This is a genomic window from Gordonia sp. 34D (assembly GCF_056682775.1).
The window spans coordinates 3,164,869-3,187,421 of record NZ_CM155293.1; the positions used below are offsets into that span (position 1 = coordinate 3,164,869).

The 22,553-nt window shown below is 63.4% G+C and carries 19 protein-coding genes; 13 read left to right on the forward strand and 6 right to left on the reverse strand.

Annotated elements, in window-relative coordinates; genetic code table 11:
* Positions 1-46: 46 nt before the first annotated feature.
* Positions 47-1,483: a phenylacetate--CoA ligase family protein gene (locus tag AC1L34_RS14670; protein ID WP_424323017.1), complete on the forward strand. Its 1,437-nt coding sequence runs from the start codon at positions 47-49 to the stop codon at positions 1,481-1,483.
* On the forward strand, positions 1,480-2,484 hold the full coding sequence (locus tag AC1L34_RS14675; RefSeq protein ID WP_480034859.1) for a ThiF family adenylyltransferase: 1,005 nt from the start codon (positions 1,480-1,482) through the stop codon (positions 2,482-2,484). Before AC1L34_RS14670 ends, AC1L34_RS14675 begins: the two co-directional genes overlap by 4 nt.
* A 26-nt stretch (positions 2,485-2,510) precedes the next feature.
* Here AC1L34_RS14675 and AC1L34_RS14680 read toward each other — a convergent pair whose 3' ends face one another.
* On the reverse strand, positions 2,511-3,236 hold the full coding sequence (locus AC1L34_RS14680; protein WP_424294842.1) for an MSMEG_1198 family transcriptional regulator: 726 nt from the start codon (positions 3,234-3,236) through the stop codon (positions 2,511-2,513).
* Positions 3,237-3,423: 187 nt separating this feature from the next.
* Here AC1L34_RS14680 and AC1L34_RS14685 point away from each other — a divergent pair, with 187 nt between their 5' ends.
* From AC1L34_RS14685 to AC1L34_RS14710, 6 genes are read left to right on the forward strand one after another with little or no spacing between them, the layout of a single operon-like run.
* A complete protein-coding gene (locus tag AC1L34_RS14685; protein WP_424294843.1) occupies positions 3,424-4,119 on the forward strand; it encodes a LuxR C-terminal-related transcriptional regulator in 696 nt (231 codons plus the stop codon).
* A 37-nt stretch (positions 4,120-4,156) separates the two neighbouring features.
* Entirely contained in the window at positions 4,157-5,350 is a 1,194-nt protein-coding gene (locus tag AC1L34_RS14690; protein WP_480034860.1) for a hypothetical protein, read from the forward strand.
* Positions 5,351-5,353: 3 nt separating this feature from the next.
* Complete coding sequence (locus AC1L34_RS14695; protein WP_480034861.1) at positions 5,354-6,646, forward strand: hypothetical protein; 1,293 nt, start codon at positions 5,354-5,356, stop codon at positions 6,644-6,646.
* Positions 6,643-7,998, forward strand: a complete 1,356-nt coding sequence (locus AC1L34_RS14700) for a hypothetical protein (protein ID WP_424294848.1) — start codon at positions 6,643-6,645, stop codon at positions 7,996-7,998. The genes AC1L34_RS14695 and AC1L34_RS14700 overlap by 4 nt, the downstream gene beginning before the upstream one ends.
* A gap of 3 nt (positions 7,999-8,001) precedes the next feature.
* Positions 8,002-9,327 carry a hypothetical protein gene (locus AC1L34_RS14705; protein ID WP_480034862.1) on the forward strand — a complete coding sequence of 442 codons (1,326 nt, stop codon included), beginning with the start codon at positions 8,002-8,004 and terminating at the stop codon, positions 9,325-9,327.
* On the forward strand, positions 9,320-10,864 hold the full coding sequence (locus AC1L34_RS14710) for a tetratricopeptide repeat protein (RefSeq protein WP_480034863.1): 1,545 nt from the start codon (positions 9,320-9,322) through the stop codon (positions 10,862-10,864). The genes AC1L34_RS14705 and AC1L34_RS14710 overlap by 8 nt, the downstream gene beginning before the upstream one ends.
* An 8-nt stretch (positions 10,865-10,872) precedes the next feature.
* Here AC1L34_RS14710 and AC1L34_RS14715 read toward each other — a convergent pair whose 3' ends face one another.
* Positions 10,873-11,364, reverse strand: coding sequence for a carboxymuconolactone decarboxylase family protein (locus tag AC1L34_RS14715; RefSeq protein ID WP_480035336.1), 492 nt, complete (start codon positions 11,362-11,364; stop codon positions 10,873-10,875).
* Positions 11,364-12,470: an NAD(P)H-dependent amine dehydrogenase family protein gene (locus tag AC1L34_RS14720; RefSeq protein ID WP_424323009.1), complete on the reverse strand. Its 1,107-nt coding sequence runs from the start codon at positions 12,468-12,470 to the stop codon at positions 11,364-11,366. Before AC1L34_RS14720 ends, AC1L34_RS14715 begins: the two co-directional genes overlap by 1 nt.
* A gap of 273 nt (positions 12,471-12,743) precedes the next feature.
* Here AC1L34_RS14720 and AC1L34_RS14725 point away from each other — a divergent pair, with 273 nt between their 5' ends.
* Positions 12,744-13,562: a hypothetical protein gene (locus AC1L34_RS14725; protein WP_424325761.1), complete on the forward strand. Its 819-nt coding sequence runs from the start codon at positions 12,744-12,746 to the stop codon at positions 13,560-13,562.
* Positions 13,559-14,218: a hypothetical protein gene (locus tag AC1L34_RS14730; protein ID WP_480034864.1), complete on the forward strand. Its 660-nt coding sequence runs from the start codon at positions 13,559-13,561 to the stop codon at positions 14,216-14,218. The genes AC1L34_RS14725 and AC1L34_RS14730 overlap by 4 nt, the downstream gene beginning before the upstream one ends.
* A 67-nt stretch (positions 14,219-14,285) precedes the next feature.
* On the opposite strand, the gene AC1L34_RS14735 is transcribed toward AC1L34_RS14730, so the two are convergent.
* Positions 14,286-15,380, reverse strand: a complete 1,095-nt coding sequence (locus AC1L34_RS14735; RefSeq protein ID WP_424323008.1) for an inositol-3-phosphate synthase — start codon at positions 15,378-15,380, stop codon at positions 14,286-14,288.
* A complete protein-coding gene (locus AC1L34_RS14740) occupies positions 15,373-16,026 on the reverse strand; it encodes a PadR family transcriptional regulator (RefSeq protein WP_424293183.1) in 654 nt (217 codons plus the stop codon). Before AC1L34_RS14740 ends, AC1L34_RS14735 begins: the two co-directional genes overlap by 8 nt.
* A 151-nt stretch (positions 16,027-16,177) precedes the next feature.
* Between AC1L34_RS14740 and AC1L34_RS14745 the strand changes: the two genes are divergently transcribed.
* The 3 genes from AC1L34_RS14745 (at position 16,178) to AC1L34_RS14755 (ending at position 20,441) form a co-directional block, all read left to right on the forward strand.
* Complete coding sequence (locus tag AC1L34_RS14745; RefSeq protein ID WP_424293184.1) at positions 16,178-16,570, forward strand: DUF5318 family protein; 393 nt, start codon at positions 16,178-16,180, stop codon at positions 16,568-16,570.
* An 89-nt stretch (positions 16,571-16,659) separates the two neighbouring features.
* Positions 16,660-18,951: a transglycosylase domain-containing protein gene (locus tag AC1L34_RS14750; protein WP_424323007.1), complete on the forward strand. Its 2,292-nt coding sequence runs from the start codon at positions 16,660-16,662 to the stop codon at positions 18,949-18,951.
* The gene (locus AC1L34_RS14755) at positions 18,951-20,441 is read left to right on the forward strand and encodes a glycosyltransferase family 87 protein (RefSeq protein ID WP_424323006.1); all 1,491 of its coding nucleotides are present in this window, start codon (positions 18,951-18,953) and stop codon (positions 20,439-20,441) included. The genes AC1L34_RS14750 and AC1L34_RS14755 overlap by 1 nt, the downstream gene beginning before the upstream one ends.
* On the opposite strand, the gene AC1L34_RS14760 is transcribed toward AC1L34_RS14755, so the two are convergent.
* Positions 20,438-22,438: a GNAT family N-acetyltransferase gene (locus tag AC1L34_RS14760; protein ID WP_424323005.1), complete on the reverse strand. Its 2,001-nt coding sequence runs from the start codon at positions 22,436-22,438 to the stop codon at positions 20,438-20,440. The genes AC1L34_RS14755 and AC1L34_RS14760 overlap by 4 nt on opposite strands.
* Between the last annotated feature and the right edge of the window lie 115 nt (positions 22,439-22,553).

A 22,553-nucleotide genomic window follows, 5' to 3' on the forward strand; every position in this document is an offset into this window, starting at 1 on the left:
GCGTGGGGAAACGGGTACGTCCTGACACCACGATCAGGAGGCCACCATGACTCAACAGCAACTTCACGCCCCAGCCGGCTTGGCACAAGCAGTGACGGTAGCGCGTAAAGCCGCGGCGCAAGTACCCGCGTATCGGGCGTTGCTCGCAGTTCACCACGCCGACGGCGAAAGGATTGATTCCTCCTCATTCGAGGCGCTCCCGCAGATGACGAAAGGCAATTACCTTACGGCGCACAGCCCGGCGCAACGACTCCGTCACGGTGAGCCGACCGTGGCCGCCACCTGGTCGGCGAGTTCCGGTTCCAGCGGTATGCCGACGTTCTGGCCGAGGGATGAGCAGGCGACCGCGGATTCGGTCGAGTTCTTTGACCGGATCTTCAGCGAGCATTTCCGATCACTCGATGAGCGAGTGCTGCTGGTGAATGCCTTCGCGATGGGCCAATGGGTCGGTGGCATCTACACCTACGAGGGGGTCCGAGGTTTGCGCGAGTTGGGCCACCAGATTTCGGTCGCCACTCCTGGTATGAACGTCGACGCGGTGCTGGCCTGGCTGTCCGGGGTCGGTGACCAGTACGACTCGGTGGTGCTGGCTGGCTATCCGCCGTTCGTGAAGCAGGTTCTGCAAGAATCGCCGCCGGCGTTGCGGAAGGGCATCAAGATCCTGCTTGCGGGCGAAACGATCACCGAAGCGTGGCGCGACAGTGTGCACCGGTTGGTGGGCGCCGATACCGAGTTGCAGAGTTGCCTGCTGTACGGGACTGCCGATGCCGGAGTGATGGGATTCGAGTCACGGCTGACCCAGACGATTCGACGCCTCGCCGTCATCGGTTCGCCGCTCGCTGACGACCTCTACGGTCCAGCGGTATCGGTCGCCCCGACTTTCGTCGAGTACGACCCGTACCGCCGATACGTGGAGGTTGACACCTCAGACGGTGGGGACGGCTACCTGTTGTTCACTATCGACGGTGCGGCACCGCTGGTGCGCTACCGCATCAACGACACCGGTCGCATCCTTGACGCGGGTGCGCTCGCAGAGATCTTGCGTGCCAATGGTTTCGATGAGTTGGCGGGTGCGGTACCTCCGCACGCGGCGTATTTGGTGCTCTTTGGGCGCACGGATGTGGCAGCCACCTTCTATTCGGCCAACATCTATCCGCAACCATTGCACGCGGTCTTCGACGACGTGGCCCTGGCGCAGCGGGTCAGCGGGCGATTCGTCATCACCTCTACCGACGGTGCGGATGCCGCACCACAACTGGTGGTCGGTGTCGAGTTAGCAATCGGTGCGGACCCGGATGAGTGCCTGCGAACGCACCTGGTGCAGGCATGCAGCGCGGCATTGGCAAACGGAAACAGCGAATACCGTTCGCTGCTCGACACGCACGGCCCCGCTGCGCTACCGGTCATCGAGTTCTGCGGTTACGGCGCGTTCGCCGCCGGGGACGCCCAGGTGAAGCACCGCTGGGTCGGGGGTGCACGATGATCACCATCTTGACTCCCGGGATCGACGATGCCCACATCAGTAGGCTCACTGCTCCGTCATCGGGGCTGCGATTGATCGACGCCTGGAGCGAGGCACGTACCGACCTCGAGCAGGTTCTGGCCTTGTCCGGCAGTGGTGAGCTCCTGACTTCGGACGAGACCGTCGACGTTCGCTACGTGGTGTTCCCGTGGCGCGCGGCGATCGTAAGGCTTCCGGCTCCGCATCTGTTTCACCTGTTGCGAACCACACGAAACCGATTCCTCATCACTGACGATGAGCAGGACCGGTGGTCGGCGGCGACGATCGCGGTGGCGGGACTCAGCGTCGGTGGATCGGTTCTTCATACCTGTGCGCTAACGGGTGCACGGCGATTCCGTGTAGCCGACCTTGACACGCTGGGGATCAGCAATCTGAATCGGCTTGCCGGGTCGGTGTGCGACCTCGGGGCACCGAAGGTAGAACTGGCGCACCGACGACTCCTGGAATTGGATCCGTATGCGCAGGTCGAAACATTCCCGACGGGCTACAGCGATGCCGTTGCCGCGGAATTCCTGGGCGGCGCGACGCCTCCCGCGGTCGTCTTCGAGGAGATGGATGACCTTCGTCGGAAGGTGGAACTGCGGATCGCCGCGCGCGCAGCACGGCTGCCCGTGGTGATGGTGACCGATGATGGTGACGATGTGATCGTCGACGTGGAACGGTACGACTTGGACGGCGACTATCCGCTTTTCCACGGTCGAGCTGGAGACATCGTCGAACTGGGGGCCGACGTGCTCGACGATCCGGCGAACAAGGTGGCGATCGCGGGGGCGATCGTCGGAGATGGCGTCACCGAACGGATGCGCATGTCACTAGCCGAGGTGGGTCGAACGATTCCATCGTGGCCTCAACTGGGTTCTGCGGCGACGCTCGCTGGTGCGGTAGGTGCCGCAGTGGGTAGGCGAATCGTCTTGGGCGAGGACATGCCGTCCGGTCGCCGCCATGTGCGGACCTGCCAGTGACAAAGTTGCTCACCCGGTCGGCGAAGCTAGTTCAGCACGTCGATGTGCCCGTTCCTGCGGCACCAACTGACCAAATAGCGGGCATGCAGACCGCACCACCGGTACACCGATCCTTGGGTCAGCGGTTGCGACTCATCGTGTTCACCGCGGGCAATCATGATGGGCCCGAGGTAGTGGCTCGTAACCTTATTTGCCGTGCTCGAAGCCACCTTTGTTGCTGCTGCAAGAGTGGCATTGTCGCTGGCCCGACCAGCGGCGATAGCGCCAGCGAACCGCCCGGCCGTGCTACCGCGCCGCCCCTGCAGGTAGGTGTACAGGGGTTCGGGGTAGCGCGGATGCGCTTCGGTCGGCAGACGGTTGCCGAGTGCCACCGACCTGATCGAGTCCATCAACGGGTGAAGGCCTGCGGATTTGGGAAACACTCCCCAGACCTCGTCCCGGAGCAGGGCTTCGTCGAGATGGTCGCGTTCCATACTGTGCCCCTGCGTGGCCAAAATGACTGGCGCCAATCGGTCCACTTCACGGAGCCGGTCGATTGCATCGAGTCCGTCGAATGTCCACTCGGTCTGCGGTTGATTCCAAATGAGATCGGCGCTGACCACGTCATAGCGGACCCGGCCGGTGATTGCCCGGTCGAACTCGGCCTCGGTGGCGGCCACCGTCACGGTGACGTCGGGGAAGTTTGCCTCGAGCGGTGCGGCAATAATCCGGCCGAGTGGGGAGGCGATCAGGATGCGGAGGCCAGTAGACACGTGTCAGATCCTACTAGTAATAGTCAGATCATGCGCAATCGCGCATGGAGGTTGTCGAAATTATGCGCAGAACCACCCAGGAAGGCAGTCGAAAGGTGGATTCTCCCGCTGATTCGGATGAATGCCCTGGACAGAATTCTTCATGTCGGCTTCGAGCTGAGGCTCACCAGGAAAGAGGACACCTCACATGACAATTACTGACAGCGCGGTCAGTGTGCTCGACCGCCGGGGTGGCATACAGTCTCCGGCTTCGGGGCCCTTCAGTCGAACGCACACGCGGGGGCTCGGCGGACCCTGCGTCCAACTTGTCGATGCGGTGGGGGTCGTTTCGCCGAACACCTTCGTTGGCGAGACCACGGCGGCGTGGATCCGATCGCTCGGCTACGACGCGACGACCATGGAAGTCGTTGGCCTTGCCGTGAGGCGGGCGCTGCCGAAAGTGTTGGTGGTCCACGGCGCACAAACATTGGCACAACTGCCCATGGCAGCTCGGCAGTGGACGCAGATCATCGCTCTTGTCGACGGTGCCGATACGGCAACAGCGACAGCGGAAGCCCCGGTGATCCTGAACTTTCCGAACGCCAGCGATCAGATCAGAGGGGCCCTCGCGCAGATCCTCGGAAAAGCGCCAGGTGCGCGAGTGGCGCTCTCACGCCGCGAGCAAGAAGTGCTCGCCACCTATGTTCTCGGTGAGACCGTCAAAGAGACGGCTGCGACGCACTTCATCGCCGAATGCACAGTGCGCACTCACTACCGGCGCGTCACCCGACGGTACGACGAAGTTGGCAGGCCCGTCGCGAACAAGGCTCAGCTGCTCCTGGCGATGGTTGCCGACGGCTGGGTGACGCTCGACGGGAAGCTCGGGCATCTGGCCGAGGAGTAGTAGCGGTCTGATGGACAGTCCCGGTTCCGTGATGAGGATGCTCTCAGCACGTCTGCTCCGGGCTCGCGCGGATATGGCCTCCGGCGACGTCTCGTTCGGTGAAGCGACGTACGGGATTCGCTCTGTGGACGGGGCGGGTTCAGCGATCTTGGACGGTCTCGCCGCCGAGGGCGGTGAGCACCCGCTGGTGTCGCTGTGGCAATGCGCGTCGTCGGATCCCGTTGAGGGGTGGGATCCGACGGTCGCCGTTGCGGTCATCGTCCAGAGCTTGCTGGTCGGGACCCCTGCGAGCACGTCTGAGCACTGGCGCGGTGAGTTTGTGGCCGTCCTAGAAACGCTGCCGGAAGACGATTGGGTCCGCGCGGTCGACGGGGTAGTCAGGAGTTTTGCTGGGTCGCTCCTGACATCGGAAACCATGCGCCGCATGCTGGACCGATGGCCAGACCCGGTGGATCGGGCCACCCGTGACTACTGCTGCCAGACGTTGGCCAGCGCGGCACTCAACGCCGGGGACACAGACGCAGCGATTTGGGCGGTCGGTCGGGCGGCATCACCTTTTCACCTTGCGGGAACATTTGTCGAAACCTGTGGCGCCAACACCCGCGAGTCCGTGAAGGCCCTCTACCGGGAGGTGTCCGGCATGCACTGCACCGATCGGGAGAGGCTGGCCTTGGCCGCCGCACATTGGTTGATGCTCGACGACGTCGAACTCGCGCGGGCGGCGTTCGACGACGCCGAGCAGTTTCCCGCGCGGCGGCCCGACGGTGGATCGGATTCGGGGTGGGTTCTCGCGCTGGTTGCCGAACTAATCGGCGAGGGCGCGAGGGCGCAGGCCATTGCAGAAGAGTACTGCGACCTCAGGACCCTGGGATTGGGGTTACCGCCGGTCGTTGGCTGGATTCTCTCGCGAAGGATCGATGACGCGATTCGACGGCGCGAGGTGCTAGCGGCCTGTTTGGTACCCGGCCGGTTGCTTGGCGGACTGCAGTCACGGCTGCTGTTCGATCTCGCTAAGGCCCAATACGATTGCGGCGAGATCGAATCGGCGCGTCAGTCACTTCTGGCGGCGGCATCGGCTCGGAGGGGTGTATTCGACGCCTACGAAGTTGAACCCGCCTACGGGCAGATGGAAACCTTGCTGGCGCGACTGAAGGTTACTGGTGAAGAACTCCAAACGCCGTGGGCGCGTCAGTTGCGGGACCTACGATCGATGCCAGACGAAAGGGAGTGACCGGTGAAACAGCTTGTGCCACCGGTACTTCCGGAACCCAGCGACGACAGACCGACCATCGTGGCACCCGAGTCCGGCATTGACCGCGCGGCTTTCCTGAAGAGCTGGCGCGACCAAATGCGACTACCCAAGCCGGACTCCAAGTGCCTAGCAAACGACATGAATGCATGGTCGACCGCAGTAATCGGCGCGGAGTGGTTCAGTCGTCGCTATTCGCCGACCGCGGGTGCGCTGCTGGCTAAACCGAAAGTCGTCGTCGCCGACTATCGGATCATCGACGAGGCGGAAATCGTGTGCGGCGAATTGGTGGAGCCGCTGAGCCGGTACTCGGCTGGGTGGGTCAAGAGCCTCGCCGTTTTCCGACCCGGCGGCCTAAGTAATCCGGTCACATCGGCAATCCGAGAAGCACAGCGCTACGGAGCAACGCGCGTTCGCGTGGGAATGACCCGCGGTGACGACCCCGTCTTACGGTCCGCCGCATCGGCTGACGACTTCCTCCGCCGGCCACAAACACGCCACCGGTGCGATCAGCAAACCGCGCTCGATGGGTTCGTCAGCAAACTGGGGGAGACAATTCTTCGCGCCGGGAATCGGCCCCAGGGATCAGGCTCCGACGATCAGACTGAGCTGATGCGCTGCCAGCAGCGTCGAGCCATCGAAGAGTACGGCGCAGCGCAAAGGATCGCGTTGACGGACGAACAGCGCGAAGCCAACCGGCAGCAGGCCGTTGCATTCTTAGATCCGGTCCTCAACGACCTCGTCAAACAACATCGCTACCAGCAGAAGTACCTGTCGCAGGCTTACGAGAGTGTTCTCCGGACCTATCTCAATCGCCTCGCCAGCGGCAGGCAACTCGATGGCACCGAACACTTTCTGCGGTTGCGGCTCACTGCCGTTCGGATCGACGAATGGCGCAGCCAACAAGCCAAACGGAAAAGAGAGTCACCGTTTGTTATGAACCAGGACGGTGCTGGACACTCCGATGACCGGATGGACCTTCCGCCTGATGCAGATCCAGCTGGTCTCGACGATCTGGTGACGCGCACGATCGAACTGATCAACACAGATCCGCGGCAGGAGCTGAACAACCAACTGTCGTGGGAGGCCGCGATGGCGATTGAACTCCTGTCGGGGAAGGCGCTCGAATTGGAGAACGTCGACGAAGTGACCGCCTACATCGAGAAGGCTTGGCGTGAGCGCCGACCGACCCATGGCCGGTCAGTCGCGGCTGCACAAGCTGCAATGGATGTCATGCTCCTGTTGCGAACCGCGACCAACCGGGCGATGCGGTCATGAGCGGTGTCGTGAGCGTGCGCGCGGATGGCAGCATCTCCTGGCGTGCCGATACCGCCGTGGTGCTGGGCCCCGTTCCCTTTGAGGTAAACGGGGTTTTGCTGACGGTCGACGGGGCCTTTCCCGACGTTGTCGTCGACCTCGCCGCGCCGAGTTCGACGGCTCTCGCCGCGACAGCGCAATGGTTCGCTGACCCGACGGTGATTTCCCAGCTGGCCGCCGCGGCCGACGGCGATATCATCTCGACTCCCGTACTGGCGGAGGCACTCTCGGTAGCTGCGGGGGTGCGCGTTGTCGACGCTATTCACCTCGGCGATCTCGACGAAGGAGTGGTTCTCCTCGACCATGCCGGTGGCGCGTTAGCGGCAGGAGATGCGGAGTCGGCAACCGAGCTCTATGCGCTCTCGAGCGCGGTCGCCGAACGGCTCGTCGAACAATTCACCCTTGAGAGCATCACGGGCCCGCCCGTCGAGCGTCTCGCCGAAATTGTCGCGGCGGCACCGCCGGGATCGATATCGGACGCGACGCGACAGCGGATTACTCGAGACCTCACTCCGCTCCTTTCGCGGCATGATGCGGAGTGGGTACAGATACTAGGGGCCGAGCAGGGGTCCAACCTCTTCTACAACACGATTGATTCGCTGCACCTGGGTTTAGCTGAGGTCCGGCTGGCTTTCCCCGTTGATCTGCGGGTTCTTCCACCGCGACTGCTTAAGTTCGTCGGCGTCGAGGTGCCGGAATTGCAGGTGGAGACCATCAAACCCGCAGTAATCGAAGTGGCCGCCGACATCCGCGACGACGCCAACACCGATTCGGTCGAGACGCTGAGCGTATTCGCGGTCGCGGCCGAGGCAAGTACCGGCGATCTCCTTGCGTACGCACCCACGACTGTCGTCGATGGTCGGATCGTCGCGGAACTAGACGTCGGCGACGCGCCAATCGACTCGCTGCGCTGCTCGCTGGTCGGCTCCGGAACCAACCTGGAGGCCCTGCGCCTAGACCCGGTTGGCGCGGCCCTGACCCGCATCGATCGGTATTGCCGATACGCGTGGACGCAGCGTCGCGTGGCGGGCGCGCTGCAGGCCAACACCGGGATAAGCAGTCGTGATGTGTTCCTGACCGAAACCCAGGAACGTGCCGACGCCGCGCACCGGGAGGCGCGCGATGCTGCCGAATCGGCGGTCGCGCTGACCCGTCAGTTGGTCCGCCGATCTCGGGGGTCAGCTAACGCCAATGACCTCGCGGCGTATCTCGACGCCCTGGTCAGATTCGCTGACACGACCGGGGCGCCGCCAGTGATCGTGGGGCCGTTTGCCCCGACCCTTGCCGAACTTGTCCTGGCAGGAGACACCTAGCTCATGCGAATGCCGGAACCAACCGCCCATTCCGTGCTGCTGATCCGCGCTGTTGACACCGAACCCGCGACGTATATCTCGTTCCGATGGCTCGACGATCCCCAGCATCCGGAAGTGCACGCGATTCGAGATGTCGAGCTTAGGCGACTCGTGGCGCAGTTGGACAGGGCTTTGCCGGGCAGTGAAAGTGGCGATGGATCGCTGGCGATCGCCAGCGCACTAACCGGGCCGTTCACTCGGAAACTCAGCGAGTACGCGCTGAACGAGGCGATTGGCCGAGCCGTGTTCCCGGCCGTCGTCCGCACCGCGATCGTTGAGCGTTCACGGCGGGGTTCGGTAACGGTTCGGATCACGCCGAGCCGCACTCTGGCACGAATGCCCTTGGAACTGGCGGTCATTGGAGATTCTCGACGACTGATCGAATTCGCGGACATCAGCTACGAGCCACCCGCCGCAATTCATGCCGGGCGGGCCCGGATTCCCGAGGCGTGGACCGACGCGGTCGCTTCGCGTCCCGTCGCCTACATCGTCGACCCACGACTGCCAGCTGGTTCGGGTTTGGGACAGGTCCTCGATTGGCAGCGTCCAGGCGCTGTCAACGCGGCGGTGCTCAGCAAACATATTGCGGGGCTTCCGCATACGGCGAACTCCGGTGTCGGCCGGATCGTCGGCCGGTGGGAACTGAGCGACGATCTCGTAGCCAAGCCGAGCAGGCTGCTGTACGTCGGTCACATTTCCTCGACACTCGACGAACCGGGTTCGGCGGCAATGCATCTCACCGACGACGCGGCCGAGTGGGGCTATGCAACCGTGATGAATAGCGCCCATTTGCCGTTCTCTGCGCTGGATCTTCTGCTGGGTACTGCGTCACCGGAACTTGGGCCGGCAGACCGAAGCCCCGTCGAACCCAATCGCACCGGACGCAGCCTCTGGCCGATGCCGCCGCGCGTGGCGCTGATCGCCTGTGAGGGCGGTGCCGATTACCGAAGCTCGGAAACCTTCGGGCTGGTGATGGCCATCTTCAATGCTGGCGCAGAGATCGTCACCACGTCGCGATGGATGCTGCCGTCGGACGAAGCCTTCCGTGTTTACTGCGGCCTCGATAGTGCGCCCGGCCCCACCACCGAACTCGCCCTCGGTGTCGACGCGACCCACCGGGCCGCGGATCCGGTCCGTGCGCTCAACGACTGGCAGCGATCGAAGTTCGCACAGTGGCAGTTGGATCCGGGGCCCGCAACATCACCGCTGACGTGGGCGGCGATGGCGTGCCACGCCTGTCCACCGCGTCCGCTGCACCGACCACAAGGAGCAGGAGACAGCGATGACTGAGGATGAGGAGGACCGCGAAGTCGAGGCCTGGAGCAATACCCTCGATGAGCTTGACGCGCGGGCTGTGGCGACCGTCGAATCGGGTGATCCACGCCAGATCGCCGATGCTCATTGGGCCTTGGCCGAGCACATTGCCGGGATTGTGGACAGTGAAGTCGTCATCGACATCCTGCTGACCGCACGAGAAGCCTACGAGGAGTTTGATGCTGCGGAGGCAGCTAAGTGCGCTGTGTCGATCGGCACGGTCGCCTACCAGGCCAGCGACTTGGACACGGCGTTCGACGCGTTTAGCGTCGCCGCCGAGGAATTCCTCGAACTGCGGGAGATGGAACAATTCGCCGACGCGGCTAACACTTTTGGAGCGCTGGCCCTGCAGCTGGGGGAGTACGCGGCCGCCGAAGACGCGCTGGGCGATGCGATCGACGTCTATCGAGACCGGGCACAGCCAAACGAAGCCGCAGAAGCAATGGTCAATCTGTCGAATGTTTACCGCATGTCTGGCCGTCCGGAGCTCGCCGAGAAGCAATTGAAGGAACTTTCCGCATGGTTCGTCGCAGAAAGTGCCGTCACAGAGAGTGCCGGAGCGACGGGGGTAGGCGCGCACGGGGCGGGCAGCCTGGGAAAGCGATCGTGCGATCAGTCGCTGGCTGGGCTGTATGTCGAAACCGGCCGGCCGCACCTGGCGTTGCCGTTGTTGGAGCGGTCGCTTCGCGATGCCGAACAGTATGGGTCGGTTGACGAGGCTCTCGAATCGCGGATGAACCTGGGTTTGGTTCTGATCTACTCCGGTCAGGCTGATCGTGGCGAGGCCTTGATGAAGGAGGCTCGGTCGCGCTTCCTCGAGGGTGGTCATCCCGAGAAGGCGGCCGCCTGCGACTACAACCTGGCGTTTTCGTATTCGTTGCGAGGTGCATTCGGTGCGTCCGACGACGCCTTTAAGAGCGCGGCGAAAGGGTTGTACGACAGCGGGCAGTTTCACCAATTGGCGAACCTGCAGTGGAATCGGGTGAAGCGACTTTTCCTGCAAGCGACCGCTGAACCCGCGGCACAACCGACCCTGGCCGCAGAAGCCGTCGATACCGCAATCTCGGCGTTGATCGCCGCTGACTATCAGCGCTTTCAATATGTCGACGCGCGACGTCGGGCAGAGTGGACTCAAAAGCTGGACCATCGGCTGACATGGACTTTTCTCACCGCCTACAAGCTGGGGTCCAAGGTGCTGATGGCTGACTTGATTGAGTCGGCGATTAACGTCGGCGTTTATGGAAGCTCGGATGGCGGCGTCGATGACTTTGTGCCATTCGATCCGACGTCGGTTTCGCAGCCGTCGGCCACCGACCGGTCGGGCGATCTCGCCGAATCCCTAGGCGGTGCCGCGACTTTGCTCGGCAGTGCGGTTCTGCCATTGTCTCCGCCTCCCATCCTGGTCGGCGGGGACGGCAGAGTAATTCTGGCGCGACAACGCGAAATGGCCGCGAGTCTCGATCCACGAATTGGCGATCACCTCGCGAATGCCCCGCAGGTGGCTGCGTGGTGAGCGGGGTGTCAGCCCTGACCCATGTGACTCGGCAACACGCAGACCGAGTCGAGGCCGAGCACGCGGTTTAGGCGGCCGAAAGCAAGCCACGAACCGAGGCACATCGAGAGTTCGACGATCTCCTTGTCGGTGTAATGGCGCCGCATGCGTTCCCAAAATGCGTCGTCGATGCTGTGGTGGTCGGTCGCGTACAGTTCGGCGTACTCGGCGGCCAGGCGAGCCCGATCGTCGAGGTCCGCGGTGGTTCGCCATTGTTCGACCGCGGTGTGGAAGGTGTCCTCGACCTTCTGACCCTCTCGCTCGGTGCGCCAGTCCTGGCAGAAGAGGCAACCGTTGATTTGGGCAATGCGCAGGCGGGCTGCCTCAAATTCGCGGAGTCCGAGGGTGCTGTCCGAGTACACGCTGAGCGAGAGTTTGGCCGCGGCGGGGCCGATGCCGGGAACCATCTCACCCCACACGTATTGAATGGGATCTTTGCCATCGGGGATGTCGAGGAACATCACGCCTCCTTATTGCTTAGGTAAGTGGACGGTAGGAGGGGCACCTCGAGGCCGTCGTACATTCCAGGATCCGCGTTGCGGAGCCACGGGATGGCGTTGACGAGCCGGTTGGCTGCCGTCGCATTGCCGCCAGCCGAGCGGTTGCCTCCCTCGTCCGTGGCCTCAACGTTGATCTCGATGCGCGGGCGGCCCTCAATGATGACGCGGTGGGCACCGTCGCCGCCGTCCGGTGGCATTGGCCAGTCGACGGCGCAGTCGGCGCTGATTCGCGTGACGTGTTCGGCGACGATCTTGGGCTCGCCGTCGACGATGCCCTGAACCTCAAAGCGCAGGGCACCTTGGGTGCCAGCTTCGAAATCGCCAAGCGCGGTGGTGACCGTCGCGTCGAGTGGCCGTCGCTGCGACGTTTCGCGCACCTCGTCGAGCTCCACCCCGAGCGCGCGGGCGATGAGCCGGATCTGGCCACCCCACACCATGGAGGGGACACCCTCGGCGACCATCGGCGGGGCGTAGTCCATGGGCTGGCCCATGCCCACGATGTAGCGAACCGAGTCCTCGGCGTCGTAGGTGGAGTAGTCGAAAATTTCCTGGCAGCGCACCTGGTCGATCTCCGATGCGAGGCCGCTGACCAGTGCCGGAAGCAGGTCGTTGCCCCACCCCGGGTCAATTCCGCTGACGAAAAGCGCGCTCTCGCCCGTGGCGCAGGCCTTCTCGATTGGGGCGCGCATCTCGGCGGGTGCACTGCGATGGTCGTAGAGCGCGTAGACCGACGGCGTCACCACGACGGCACCTAGCGCCAGTGCCCGGGCGATGTCGGCTACGGCATCGTCTGGCCGCAGTTCCCCGGACGCGGCGTAGGCGACGGCACCGCTGCCGCTGAGAGTAGCCAGGGCTGCGTCGATATCGTCGGTGGCGTTGATGCCGAGCGGTCGCCCCAGGTCGGCGAGGTCGCCCGCATCTCGACCCACCTTGGCGGGATCGTGCACGATCACCGACGACAGAGTCAATTGAGGATGAGCCGCCACCGCCCGAATCGATGCCCGCCCCACATTCCCGGTTCCCCAGACAACAACGGGGATGGACCGGAACGTGTTCTCATTTGCCATGAGGCGAAGGCTAGACGACACCATTGTGGAAAGTTCGCAAATCGCCAACACCTGTGAATCCATCCGCACGAATGAACTTGGGAGGTGCAGGCGGCATGGCAACACAGCGTGACATAGCCTGATCGCGCACCTTTCGATGTCACGATTACCGGCAGCGAGCGTGGGGCCCAACGGGGGTCAAAACCGAACGTGAAAGAACTGGGGTAGGCAAGGATGAATCCGTACAACCAACAGCCGAGCGGGCCAATGCAGCCGCCGCCCGGGGTAGGTCCGATGGGTCCCGGCCCACAGCCGGGGTTTGCGCCAGCAGGTCCGCCTCCGGCGTTCGCGCAGCCCGCGACACCGCTGGACCTTGGTCGGATCGCATCGGCCATCACGGTGGTTGCGGGAATCGTTGTGCTGTTCTGTTCGCTGCTCGACCTGTACTCGGTCACCGTCGACCCGGGCAAGGTCGACGACAGTGTTGACGGCACCGTCAACGTCGGCATCGGCTTTTACTCGGTGGTGCCGTTTAATGCGCCGGTGGTTGCCTTGGCCGTGCCGATCCTGATGCTCGTTGCGGCCTTGACCGCAGTTCCCGGATTGCTGGGGCGTCGGCAAGGCACCCTTGTTTCGGCGATCAGTGCGATTGCCGCAACGCTGCTCGGCCTGGTGTTGATGTTTGCGAATCCGTTGCCCGGCGTCGAACTGACCGGCGACCTCAGGCGTGAAGCACAGCGCGACTTGGACGACTTGGACGTGTCGTCGGTCAATCAACTCGTCGATCGCGTCGTCAACATCGGCCCCGGTGCCGGCCTGATTATTGCCGTTGTCTTTGGCTTCATTGCCTCGGCCGCGGCAGGCTTCATCTACCTGCGCAGCACGGCCGCTGCTCCGGGTCTCGCGCACCCGATGAGGGCGCCGATCCCGCCGCAGGGGCCGCAGTCCGGGTTTGTGCCGATGCCGCCGCAGGGTGGCCAGTTCACGGCCCCGACCGCTTTCATCCCGTCCGCTGGCCCGGACGCTTTTGACCAGACACAGCTAGGAACGTCCCGTCCGGGCGCGCCGTCGGCCGGTCCCGGCGCTCCGGGCGGATACCCGGGACAATCGTGAACCGCGGACGGATCATCTCGGCCGCAGTCGCCGCCTTGGGAGCGATCGGGCTGGGCCTGAGCTTTCTCCCATGGATCACCATCACTGTCAGTGAACGAATGCTGACGATCATGAGCGGCCGCTACTTCTTTCGGATGCTGGTGGAAGCGGACGGGGAGTCGCCTGCCGAGCATTGGAAGCACATGTGCGAGGAGTACCGGGAGTATTGCCCGGGCGGTGGTGGTGCCGAAGTCTCGCTGAATGTTTTTGACTTCATCGGGTCGTCGTACTTCGCGGCGGGACTGCTCCCGATCACGCTTGCTCTCGCCATCGCCATTGGTGCCATGCAAGCCTGGCGCCGTGTGGATACCCGGGTGATGGCCTTCCTATCGCTGCTCAGCCTCGGTGCGCTCGTCGCGTTGACATTCACCGCGCTGAACCCGTCAATGGCGATAAGCGGATCCGGCGAGTTCGATACCCCGTCGGCGCCGACCGAATCGCTGGACCCCAGTGACCTGTCGCTGGGGGTGGGGCCGGGCCTTTACCTGCCCGCAGTGGTCCTCGGGCTGATCTTTGCGCTCGCCACCTGGCAGACCATCGTCGGACTTCAGGACGAAGTGCGCGGCAGCGGTGCGCAGTTTGTGCCGCCACCGCAGCCGCTGGCCACCAATCGGTGAGAGTCGAAGACAAATAACGCCCGCCCCGGAAAGCCGGGGCGGGCGTTATTGGCTCAAGCAGTGACGACTAGTCGGCACCGATGATGAAGGCTTCGAGCTGCTGACGAGCGATGTCGTCGGCGATCTGCTCCGGCGGGCTCTTCATCAGGTAAGCCGAGGCCGGGAGGATCGGGCCACCGAGGCCGCGGTCCAGGGCGATCTTCGCAGCGCGAACAGCGTCGATGATGATGCCTGCCGAGTTCGGGGAGTCCCAAACCTCAAGCTTGTATTCCAGGTTCAACGGCACGTCGCCAAACGCACGACCTTCGAGGCGGACGTAAGCCCACTTGCGGTCATCGAGCCACTGGACGTAGTCCGACGGGCCGATGTGGACGTTCTTGTCGTACACCTTGCCGGACAGCGGACCGTCCAGGATCGAGGTGACGGCCTGCGTCTTGGAGACCTTCTTGGACTCGAGGCGCTCGCGCTCAAGCATGTTCTTGAAGTCCATGTTGCCGCCGACGTTGAGCTGGTAGGTGCGGTCCAGTTCGACGCCGCGATCCTCAAACAGCTTCGCCATGACGCGGTGCGTGATGGTGGCGCCAACCTGGCTCTTGATGTCGTCGCCGACGATCGGGACGCCAGCATCGGCGAACTTCTTGGCCCACACGGGGTCCGAGGCGATGAAGACGGGCAGAGCGTTGACGAACGCGACACCGGCGTCGATAGCGCACTGAGCGTAGAACTTGTCAGCCTGCTCCGAACCAACCGGCAGGTAGCTGACGAGGACGTCAACCTGGTTGTCCTTGAGGGTCTTGACGACGTCAACGCCGTCGCCGTCAGCCTCGACGATGGTCTCGCGGTAGTACTTGCCGAGGCCGTCGAGCGTGTGGCCGCGCTGGACAGGAACGTTCAGCGGGGGAACATCAGCGATCTTGATGGTGTTGTTCTCGCTGTTGTTGATCGCCTCGGACAGGTCGAAGCCGACCTTCTTGGCGTCAACGTCGAATGCAGCGACGAACTCGACGTCGCGGACGTGGTACTGGCCGAACTTGACGTGCATCAGGCCGGGGACGTGTGCGTTCTCATCGGCATCTTGGTAGTACTGAACGCCCTGAACCAAGGATGAGGCGCAGTTACCCACGCCAACGATGGCCACGCGCACTTTGTTGGTGTCACCCATGGTCGGGATCTCCTTCTTGTTGCAGCGGTACGGCGGATTGCTGTGCCGCCGAGTTCTTACTTGCTTCATCACGCGTGACCGAGGTCGGCTCCGCGGGATGAAAATCTGGGGTGCCGACTGAGCCGGAAGCTTCGTCGGCAATCAATTTGTTGAGCCACTGGACCTCGCGTTCGGAGGTCTCCAAGCTGAGCTCGTGCATCTGCCGGGTGTAGTGGTCGTTGCTGCGGGTCGCGCGACCCAACAGTTCGCGTAGGCCTTCGCGGCGTTCCTCCACCTGGCGGCGTCGTCCTTCCAGAATCCGCATCCGTGCCACGGCGGGCGTGCGGCTGAAAAACGCGAGGTGCACCCCGAAGCCGTCGTCCGTGTAATTTTGCGGACCGGTGTCGGCCACCAACTCGGAGAAGCGGTCGAGTCCGGCAGGCGTCAGTCGGTAGACGCGCCGCGCCCGCCGGACCTTCGCGCCGGTGAGCGTTTCCGGCTCATCCTCGACGATCAAGCCATCGGCCTGCATGCGACGCAGCGTCGGATACAGGCTGCCGTACGAAAACGCGCGGAACGCACCGAGCAGACCGGTGAGTCGCTTGCGTAATTCGTAGCCGTGCATGGGTGATTCGAGCAGAAGGCCGAGAATTGCCATTTCAAGCATGCTGCGACCTCCAATCTGAATCCGTTATGACTTGCTGATGCAGCATCCAATGTATCGCATCGATATAACCTGCTTCGAACTTGTCGGTAATGAAGCGGGTTGATTTGCATCACACGGCCTGTCCTCAGGCGGCACGTCTAGGCTGAGGGGCGTGCACCGGCAGATCGTGAACTATGCACTCGCGCGACGCGAGTGCCTGGCGCGCGTCCGGACCGGGTCAACGGCACTCAGTGAAGTCTGCGATGCAGATCCGTATCTGCTGCGGGCCGCGAAGTTCCACGGAATTCCCGCCGAGGAAGTGTGCCCTGTCTGCCGAAAAGAGCAGGTCACCAGGGTTTCCTGGGTGTTTGGTGAGCATTTGGGTCGAGTCAGTGGCTCAGCGCGTTCGGCGGCCGAGATCGATACCCTCGACGCCAGTGCCGGTGAGTTCACGGTCCACATCGTCGAAGTGTGCCGAACCTGTCGATGGAACTATCTCGTCGAGTCGTACGTTGCCGGATTGCCCGAAGGCGCACGAAGGCGCAGCCGGCGGGTTGCAAAGTAGAAAGTGACAAGAGTTGGCTGCGGGGCAGCCATGCGTCACAGTTAGAACGATAATTCGTCCGCGTGCGAACGCAGAGAAGTAGGTGAGCGATGACCAGCAGTAAAGGTGCTGCGACGTCGGGCAGATCGACGACAACGAAGGTCGCGGCATGGGTGCTGGGGCTTCTCGCTGGGGCAGTACCGCTGGTCGCCATCGGCGTAGTGACGGCATTCCTGTTCACCTATCTGACAGTCGACGTGCCGTCACCCGGTGACATCAAGCAAAACCAGGTCGCGCTCATCACCGACAGCAAGGGCGGAACGATCGCGAAGATCGTGCCCCCGCAGGGCAACCGCACCGACGTCAAATACGAAGACATCCCGCAGTCGATGATCGACGCCGTCAAGGCCGCAGAAGACCGGGACTTCGATTCCAATGCGGGCTTCTCAACGTCCGGCTTCTCCCGCGCTGTCCTCGGCAAGGTCTTCAACCGTGCCGGTGCCGGTGGCGGTTCGACGATCACCCAGCAGTACGTCAAGAATGCGATCGTCGGCGACGAAGTCAGCTACCAGCGCAAGTTCAAAGAACTCGCCATCGCCACCAAGATGTCCCGGCAGTGGACCAAAGAAGACATCATGGCGGCCTACCTCAACACCATCTACTTCGGCCGTGGCGCCTATGGCGTCGACGCCGCAGCACGGGCCTACTTCAACCGGCCGCTCAAGTCGCTGACCGTTTCCCAGTCGGCATTGCTGGCAGGCGTGATCCGCGGGCCGTCCCTTTACGACCCCGCTGACAACCCCGATCTCGCCGTCGAGCGCTGGAACTACGTGCTCAACGGCATGGTCGATACCGGTGCCATCAGTAAGGCCGACCGGGATGCCCAGAAGTTCCCGAAGGTCGTCAAGCCCAAGAACGACACCAGCGTCGACAAAGAAGGCCCCAACGGGCTGATCCGTCGGCAGGTGGTCGCTGAACTCCCCAAGGTGGGAATTACCGAACAGCAACTGCAGACCTCCGGGCTCAAGATCACCACCTCGATCGATCCCCAGGTTCAGAAGTCACTCGTGTCGGCCTCGCGGAGCAAACTCGAAGGCGAGCCCAGCAACCTGCGGACCGCTTCGGTATCCGTTGACCCCGCTACCGGCGGTGTTGTCGGGTACTACGGCGGCGAAGACGGTACCGGCTGGGATTACGCCTCCGCAGGCTTGCAGACCGGTTCGATCTTCAAGGTCTTCGCCCTCGTGGCCGCTCTTGAGCAGGACATCCCGCTGTCGCAGCGCTACAGTTCGTCGCCCTACCAGGCACCCGGCGGCCTCGTCGTGGAGAACTCCGACGGCGAGTCCTGCGGCACATGCAACCTTGCAACCGCGCTGAAGATGTCCCTCAACACGGTGTTCTACCGCCTGATGATGGACCTCAACGGACAGGCCGACGCTGTCGCCGATACCGCCCATCGCCTGGGCATCGCGGAAAGCTTCGGTGACATCGAGAAGACGCTGCAGGAAAAGAACGGTCACGCCGAAGGCGGCGTCGTCCTCGGTCAGTACCCCTCGCGTGTCCTCGACATGGCTTCGGCGTACGCGACACTCGCCGCGTCGGGCATCTACCGCGCCCCGTTCTTCATCCAAAAGGTTGAGACCTCGACCGGCGAGGTGCTGTACGAACGTGAAAAGAACGAGGGCAAGCGGGTCATTTCCGCTGCCGTCGCAGACAACGTGACGTCGGCAATGATCCCGATCGCCGGTTACTCCAACGGCAACTCGCTGTACGACTCGACCTACGGTGCACGACCATCGGCTGCGAAGACCGGCACCGCTCAGCTCGGCGACACCGGCTACAACAAGGACGCATGGATGGCCGGCTACACGCCGCAGCTGTCGACTGCGACTTGGGTCGGTACCGACAAGGGCGTGCCGCTGAAGACCTACTCCGGTGGCTCCGTGTACGGCAGTGGCCTGCCAGCGCAGATCTGGAAAGCCGCTATGGACGGTGCGCTGGAAGGCGAACCGATCGAACAATTCCCGACTCCGGAAGCCGTTGGCGGCCAGGCCGGTGTCCCGTACGAGCCTCCGCCCGTGACGTACACGCCGACCCAACCCCAGTCGACCCGTGAGACGTCGCGTCCCCGATTGCCCGGTACCAATGAAAACGGCGACATTGTGATTGCCCCCGGAATCACCGTTCCGATAGGTGGCGACGAAGGCGGCAACAACAACACGCCGACTCGTGAACCCGGCAACGGTGGCAACGGAAACGGGGGCAATGGAAACGGGGGCGACGGTACCGGTGGCGACGGTACCGGCGGTAACGGCAACCGCGGGAATGGAAACGGCAACAACTTCCGAAACCCAAGCGATGAGCCGACCCTCGCACCATCGGCACCGGTGCCAACGACGTAGTGACCTCACCGCGGGCGCAGGAGTCACCGGAACCGCTCTCCGACGATCTTCGGGTGGAGACCGGCCGCATGTTGCCGTCGTGGTCGAGCAAGCAGGTCGGTGCCGCTAGCGGCATGATCGGCGGGCCCGTCGGCTTGCACGCGGCCGTCGGACGCGGCCGTCTGTGGACACCGCTGCGGGTGGTGCTGCTGCTGGCCCTCGTCGGACTGTCGTTGAGTTGGTTTGGCAAAGCGGGCTGCATCCAGCAGGCTCCGGTCGAGAACTCGCCGGGCCAGGTGCGCCTCAACTGGGACAACCAACGTCAGTTCGTCGGCCTGTGCTACTCCGACATTGTCGCGTCGTACGAGGAAAACAAACTCACCCCGAACGACCTTGCGGGTGGGGCATTCCCGTACCGCACGTTTTGGATGCAGTCTGGTGCTGACGGCGAAAAGGTGAAGACCTACCTCACCGAACCAGCTCTGACCGGCATGTTCATGTATGTGAGCGCGCAAGCGGCCCGCGGTTGGGGGGTGTTCGCCGAGGCCGTCGGACTCCCGAAAAACCTCGATGTCGTGAACTACTTCAACATCACGGCACTGCTGCTGTCGTTGTTCTGGCTGCTCGCCGTTTGGGCCACCATGATGACGGACCGGCGGCGCATGTGGCTGGGTGCGCTGATGGCGCTGTCGCCGCTACTTCTGTTCCACGCTTTCACCTCAACCGACATCCTCGCGATTGCGATGTTGTCGCTGGCGATCCTCTTCTGGACCCGCGGCAAACCGGGGTGGTCGGGCATCTTCATCGGCCTGGGGGCGGCGGCCGCCGTCTATCCGCTACTGCTGCTGCCAGCAATCGCGGTCCTCTGCGTCCGACGGAGAACCCTGTACCAATTCACGACTGTCGTGCTGGGAGCCTTCGGTGCATGGCTGCTCGTCAACGTGCCGTTCATCATCGCCTACCCATCCGGGTTTATGGCCACCTACCGGGTGTGGCTTAATCGCGGTGTCGAACCGGACACCCTGTACCGGCTCATCTCCCTGGCCACCGGATGGAATCCGTCATCCGCACTCATCACCGGCTTGGTGCTCCTGCTGATGATCGCGGTGGTCGCGACGGTCGTCTACGTGGGCCTACGCGCCTCCACCGAGCCGACGGTTGCGCAGTTGATGTTCCTGCTGGTCGCTGGCTTCCTGCTGTTCGGTAAGGAATGGACGCCGCAGTCGTCGCTGTGGCTGGTGCCGTTGGCGGTCCTCGCCGTCCCCTATCCGGGGGTGGTCCTAGCGTGGATGACCTTCGACGCTCTCGTTTGGATCCCGCGGATGGGTCTATTCCTCGACGCGGACCGAAAATGGTTGCCGCCCGAAGCTTTCTACGTCGTCAACACTTTGCGGGGGGCGGTCCTGGTAGGACTGTGCGCCGTCGTCATCTGGCAGTTGGTGAAACCCGACGAGAACCAACCGGTGGCCGACCACCTGATGCGTTCGCCTGCCAGGGCTACAGCCGGTTAGCGTGCCGCCAGTGCGGTCAGACGCTCGCGCAAACGCTCCCGAGAGGCGGGCCACGCGTCATCGACAATCGCGAACTGGGCGGTGGTTCGCCATCCGTCGCCGAAACGCCGGTGCTTGCGCAGTTCACCTTCGGGAACGGCACCGAGCTTGGCGATCGCGGCCCGCGATTGGGCGTTTTGTGAATGGGTATGCCAAACGACGCGCACCGCACCGCGCGTGGTGAACGCGTATTCGCACAGGAGGAGTTTGGCCGCCGGATTGACGGTGGTGCCCATCGCATCCGGCGAGTAGTAGGTGTATCCAACGGCCAAGGTTAAGTCGGCCTCGTTGACGTCGTAGAAGCTCGTGGTGCCGACGAGTTTGCCCGAACGGTCGATGACGGCAAACGGTACGCGCGCCTCATCGGCGAGTGCCTGCCGAATCCACTCGATTGCTGCCTCGGTGGTCCGCGGCAGCGGCGGAGTCCACCGGTAGAGGGCGGGATCGCCCGGGACTTTCGCGAGCTCCGCCCCGTCCGACAGGGCCAACGGTCGCAGAGTGACATGCTCATTGGCCAGGGTGGGGGCACCGAGCCAGGAGCGCGCTGCCCGCCAATCGGCCGCCGCCAGCCGAGTAAGAGCTCCGTTTGGCGGCACCGTCGCCCGCAAGTAGGAGGCGAGCGGCTCGCGCGGCCGCGCGTCCACAAACTGCACGACGAGGATCGCCAGGATGATTGCGTGCGACCAGACGGCGACGTTAAGGCCGACGGTGACCCATGTTTTCGTCAGCGAGGACTGTTCCATCATCAGGTGGAAGACGGTGATGTCCAGAAGGAGATCGCCGAGCAGATATAGCGCAATCAGCCACCAGCGCACCCGGAGTAGCACGAAGAACGGCAAGATCCACAGCGTGTACTGCGGTGAGTGCACCTTGTGGAACAGCATGAATCCGGCGAGCATCGCCGCACTGACGCCCAGCCACGGGAAGGTGCCGTCGCGCATGTACGACCGCCAGCCCAGGAAACACGCGAACGCAAACGCCGCGACAATCAACAGCGGTGATGCGGTGTCGACGATGGAGGTGTAGGCCGGGGTGATTCCGCCGAGCAGCGGTCGTAGGCCCCAGTACCAAATGGAGTTGGTTGAGAGCCCCACCGGTCGCAGGGTCTGGTAGTCGATCGCGGCCTTCCAGCCGTCGTACCCGGCAATCATGAACGGCACCTGCGTCACCAACACGGTGACGATTGCTGACAGGGCCACGTAGCTGGCACCGAGCCAGTCGAGGCCCGATCGACGGTCCCTGGTCTTTTCCCCGCGCGTCAGGACATAGAGCATGAGCGGCAGCACAAACAGGCCGGGATAGATCTTTAACGAAAACCCGATCGCGAACGGGATCGCCGCAACAATCGCGGTGGCGCGGACCGACCACCGTCGAAGGCCGGTTGTCGGACTGGCTGAACAACCCCACGCCACGACTGCGATCCCCACTACGGCGGCGCACACAACCGGCAACTCCCAGTTGTGCAGGGCGTACAGGGCCAGCGGTGGCGTCGCCGCCCAGAGCATGACCCACCAGCGGGTCATCAGCGCCAAAAGGATCGTCACGATGAACGCGAACGGCATCAAGATCAGGAGACTGTGCCATAGGAACTCGTAGTCGTTGTCGGCGCCGATGCCGCTGAACCACATGATGAGCCCCGACAGGACCGGGTACTCCACAACGCCGCCAAACAGATGCCCGTCAGGCGTGATGCCGCCATGCACGTACGGGAACAGGTGCTCGGATAGCCCGCGCTCGTGCCACATGGTGAACAGATCCGAGTAGCAGGACATCACCTGGTGCGGGCCCGCGAAGAGCCATTCGCGGCTTCCTCCGCCCTTCGGCGTAGTGCAGCCAGTCTTGCTGGCAAACGATAGGGCGCCAGATGCGACCGTGAGCAGCATTGCAGTCACCAAAATCAGGGCGGTCTCCCCGAAGTGAATTCGATTGCGGGCGAAGGCGGGGCGGACCGAAGGCATGCGAAGAGCCTAGTGCAGTAACCCTGAGATATTTCTGACGGGACATTGCTTCCCGGTTGTCGTGATTTCGCAGGTCAGTCACTTCTCATGTACCTTTGAAAGGTTGCCGACGCAG

Excerpts from the sequence above, each read along its gene's own strand:
- AC1L34_RS14670 (WP_424323017.1), top strand. The coding sequence starts at position 47 with ATGACTCAACAGCAACTTCACGCCCCAGCCGGCTTGGCACAAGCAGTG.
- AC1L34_RS14675 (WP_480034859.1), top strand. The coding sequence starts at position 1,480 with ATGATCACCATCTTGACTCCCGGGATCGACGATGCCCACATCAGTAGG.
- AC1L34_RS14685 (WP_424294843.1), top strand. The coding sequence starts at position 3,424 with ATGACAATTACTGACAGCGCGGTCAGTGTGCTCGACCGCCGGGGTGGC.
- AC1L34_RS14690 (WP_480034860.1), top strand. The coding sequence starts at position 4,157 with ATGCTCTCAGCACGTCTGCTCCGGGCTCGCGCGGATATGGCCTCCGGC.
- AC1L34_RS14700 (WP_424294848.1), top strand. The coding sequence starts at position 6,643 with ATGAGCGGTGTCGTGAGCGTGCGCGCGGATGGCAGCATCTCCTGGCGT.
- AC1L34_RS14705 (WP_480034862.1), top strand. The coding sequence starts at position 8,002 with ATGCGAATGCCGGAACCAACCGCCCATTCCGTGCTGCTGATCCGCGCT.
- AC1L34_RS14710 (WP_480034863.1), top strand. The coding sequence starts at position 9,320 with ATGACTGAGGATGAGGAGGACCGCGAAGTCGAGGCCTGGAGCAATACC.
- AC1L34_RS14715 (WP_480035336.1), bottom strand. The coding sequence starts at position 11,364 with ATGTTCCTCGACATCCCCGATGGCAAAGATCCCATTCAATACGTGTGG.
- AC1L34_RS14720 (WP_424323009.1), bottom strand. The coding sequence starts at position 12,470 with ATGGCAAATGAGAACACGTTCCGGTCCATCCCCGTTGTTGTCTGGGGA.
- AC1L34_RS14725 (WP_424325761.1), top strand. The coding sequence starts at position 12,744 with ATGGGTCCCGGCCCACAGCCGGGGTTTGCGCCAGCAGGTCCGCCTCCG.
- AC1L34_RS14735 (WP_424323008.1), bottom strand. The coding sequence starts at position 15,380 with ATGGGTGACACCAACAAAGTGCGCGTGGCCATCGTTGGCGTGGGTAAC.
- AC1L34_RS14740 (WP_424293183.1), bottom strand. The coding sequence starts at position 16,026 with ATGCTTGAAATGGCAATTCTCGGCCTTCTGCTCGAATCACCCATGCAC.
- AC1L34_RS14750 (WP_424323007.1), top strand. The coding sequence starts at position 16,660 with ATGACCAGCAGTAAAGGTGCTGCGACGTCGGGCAGATCGACGACAACG.
- AC1L34_RS14760 (WP_424323005.1), bottom strand. The coding sequence starts at position 22,438 with ATGCCTTCGGTCCGCCCCGCCTTCGCCCGCAATCGAATTCACTTCGGG.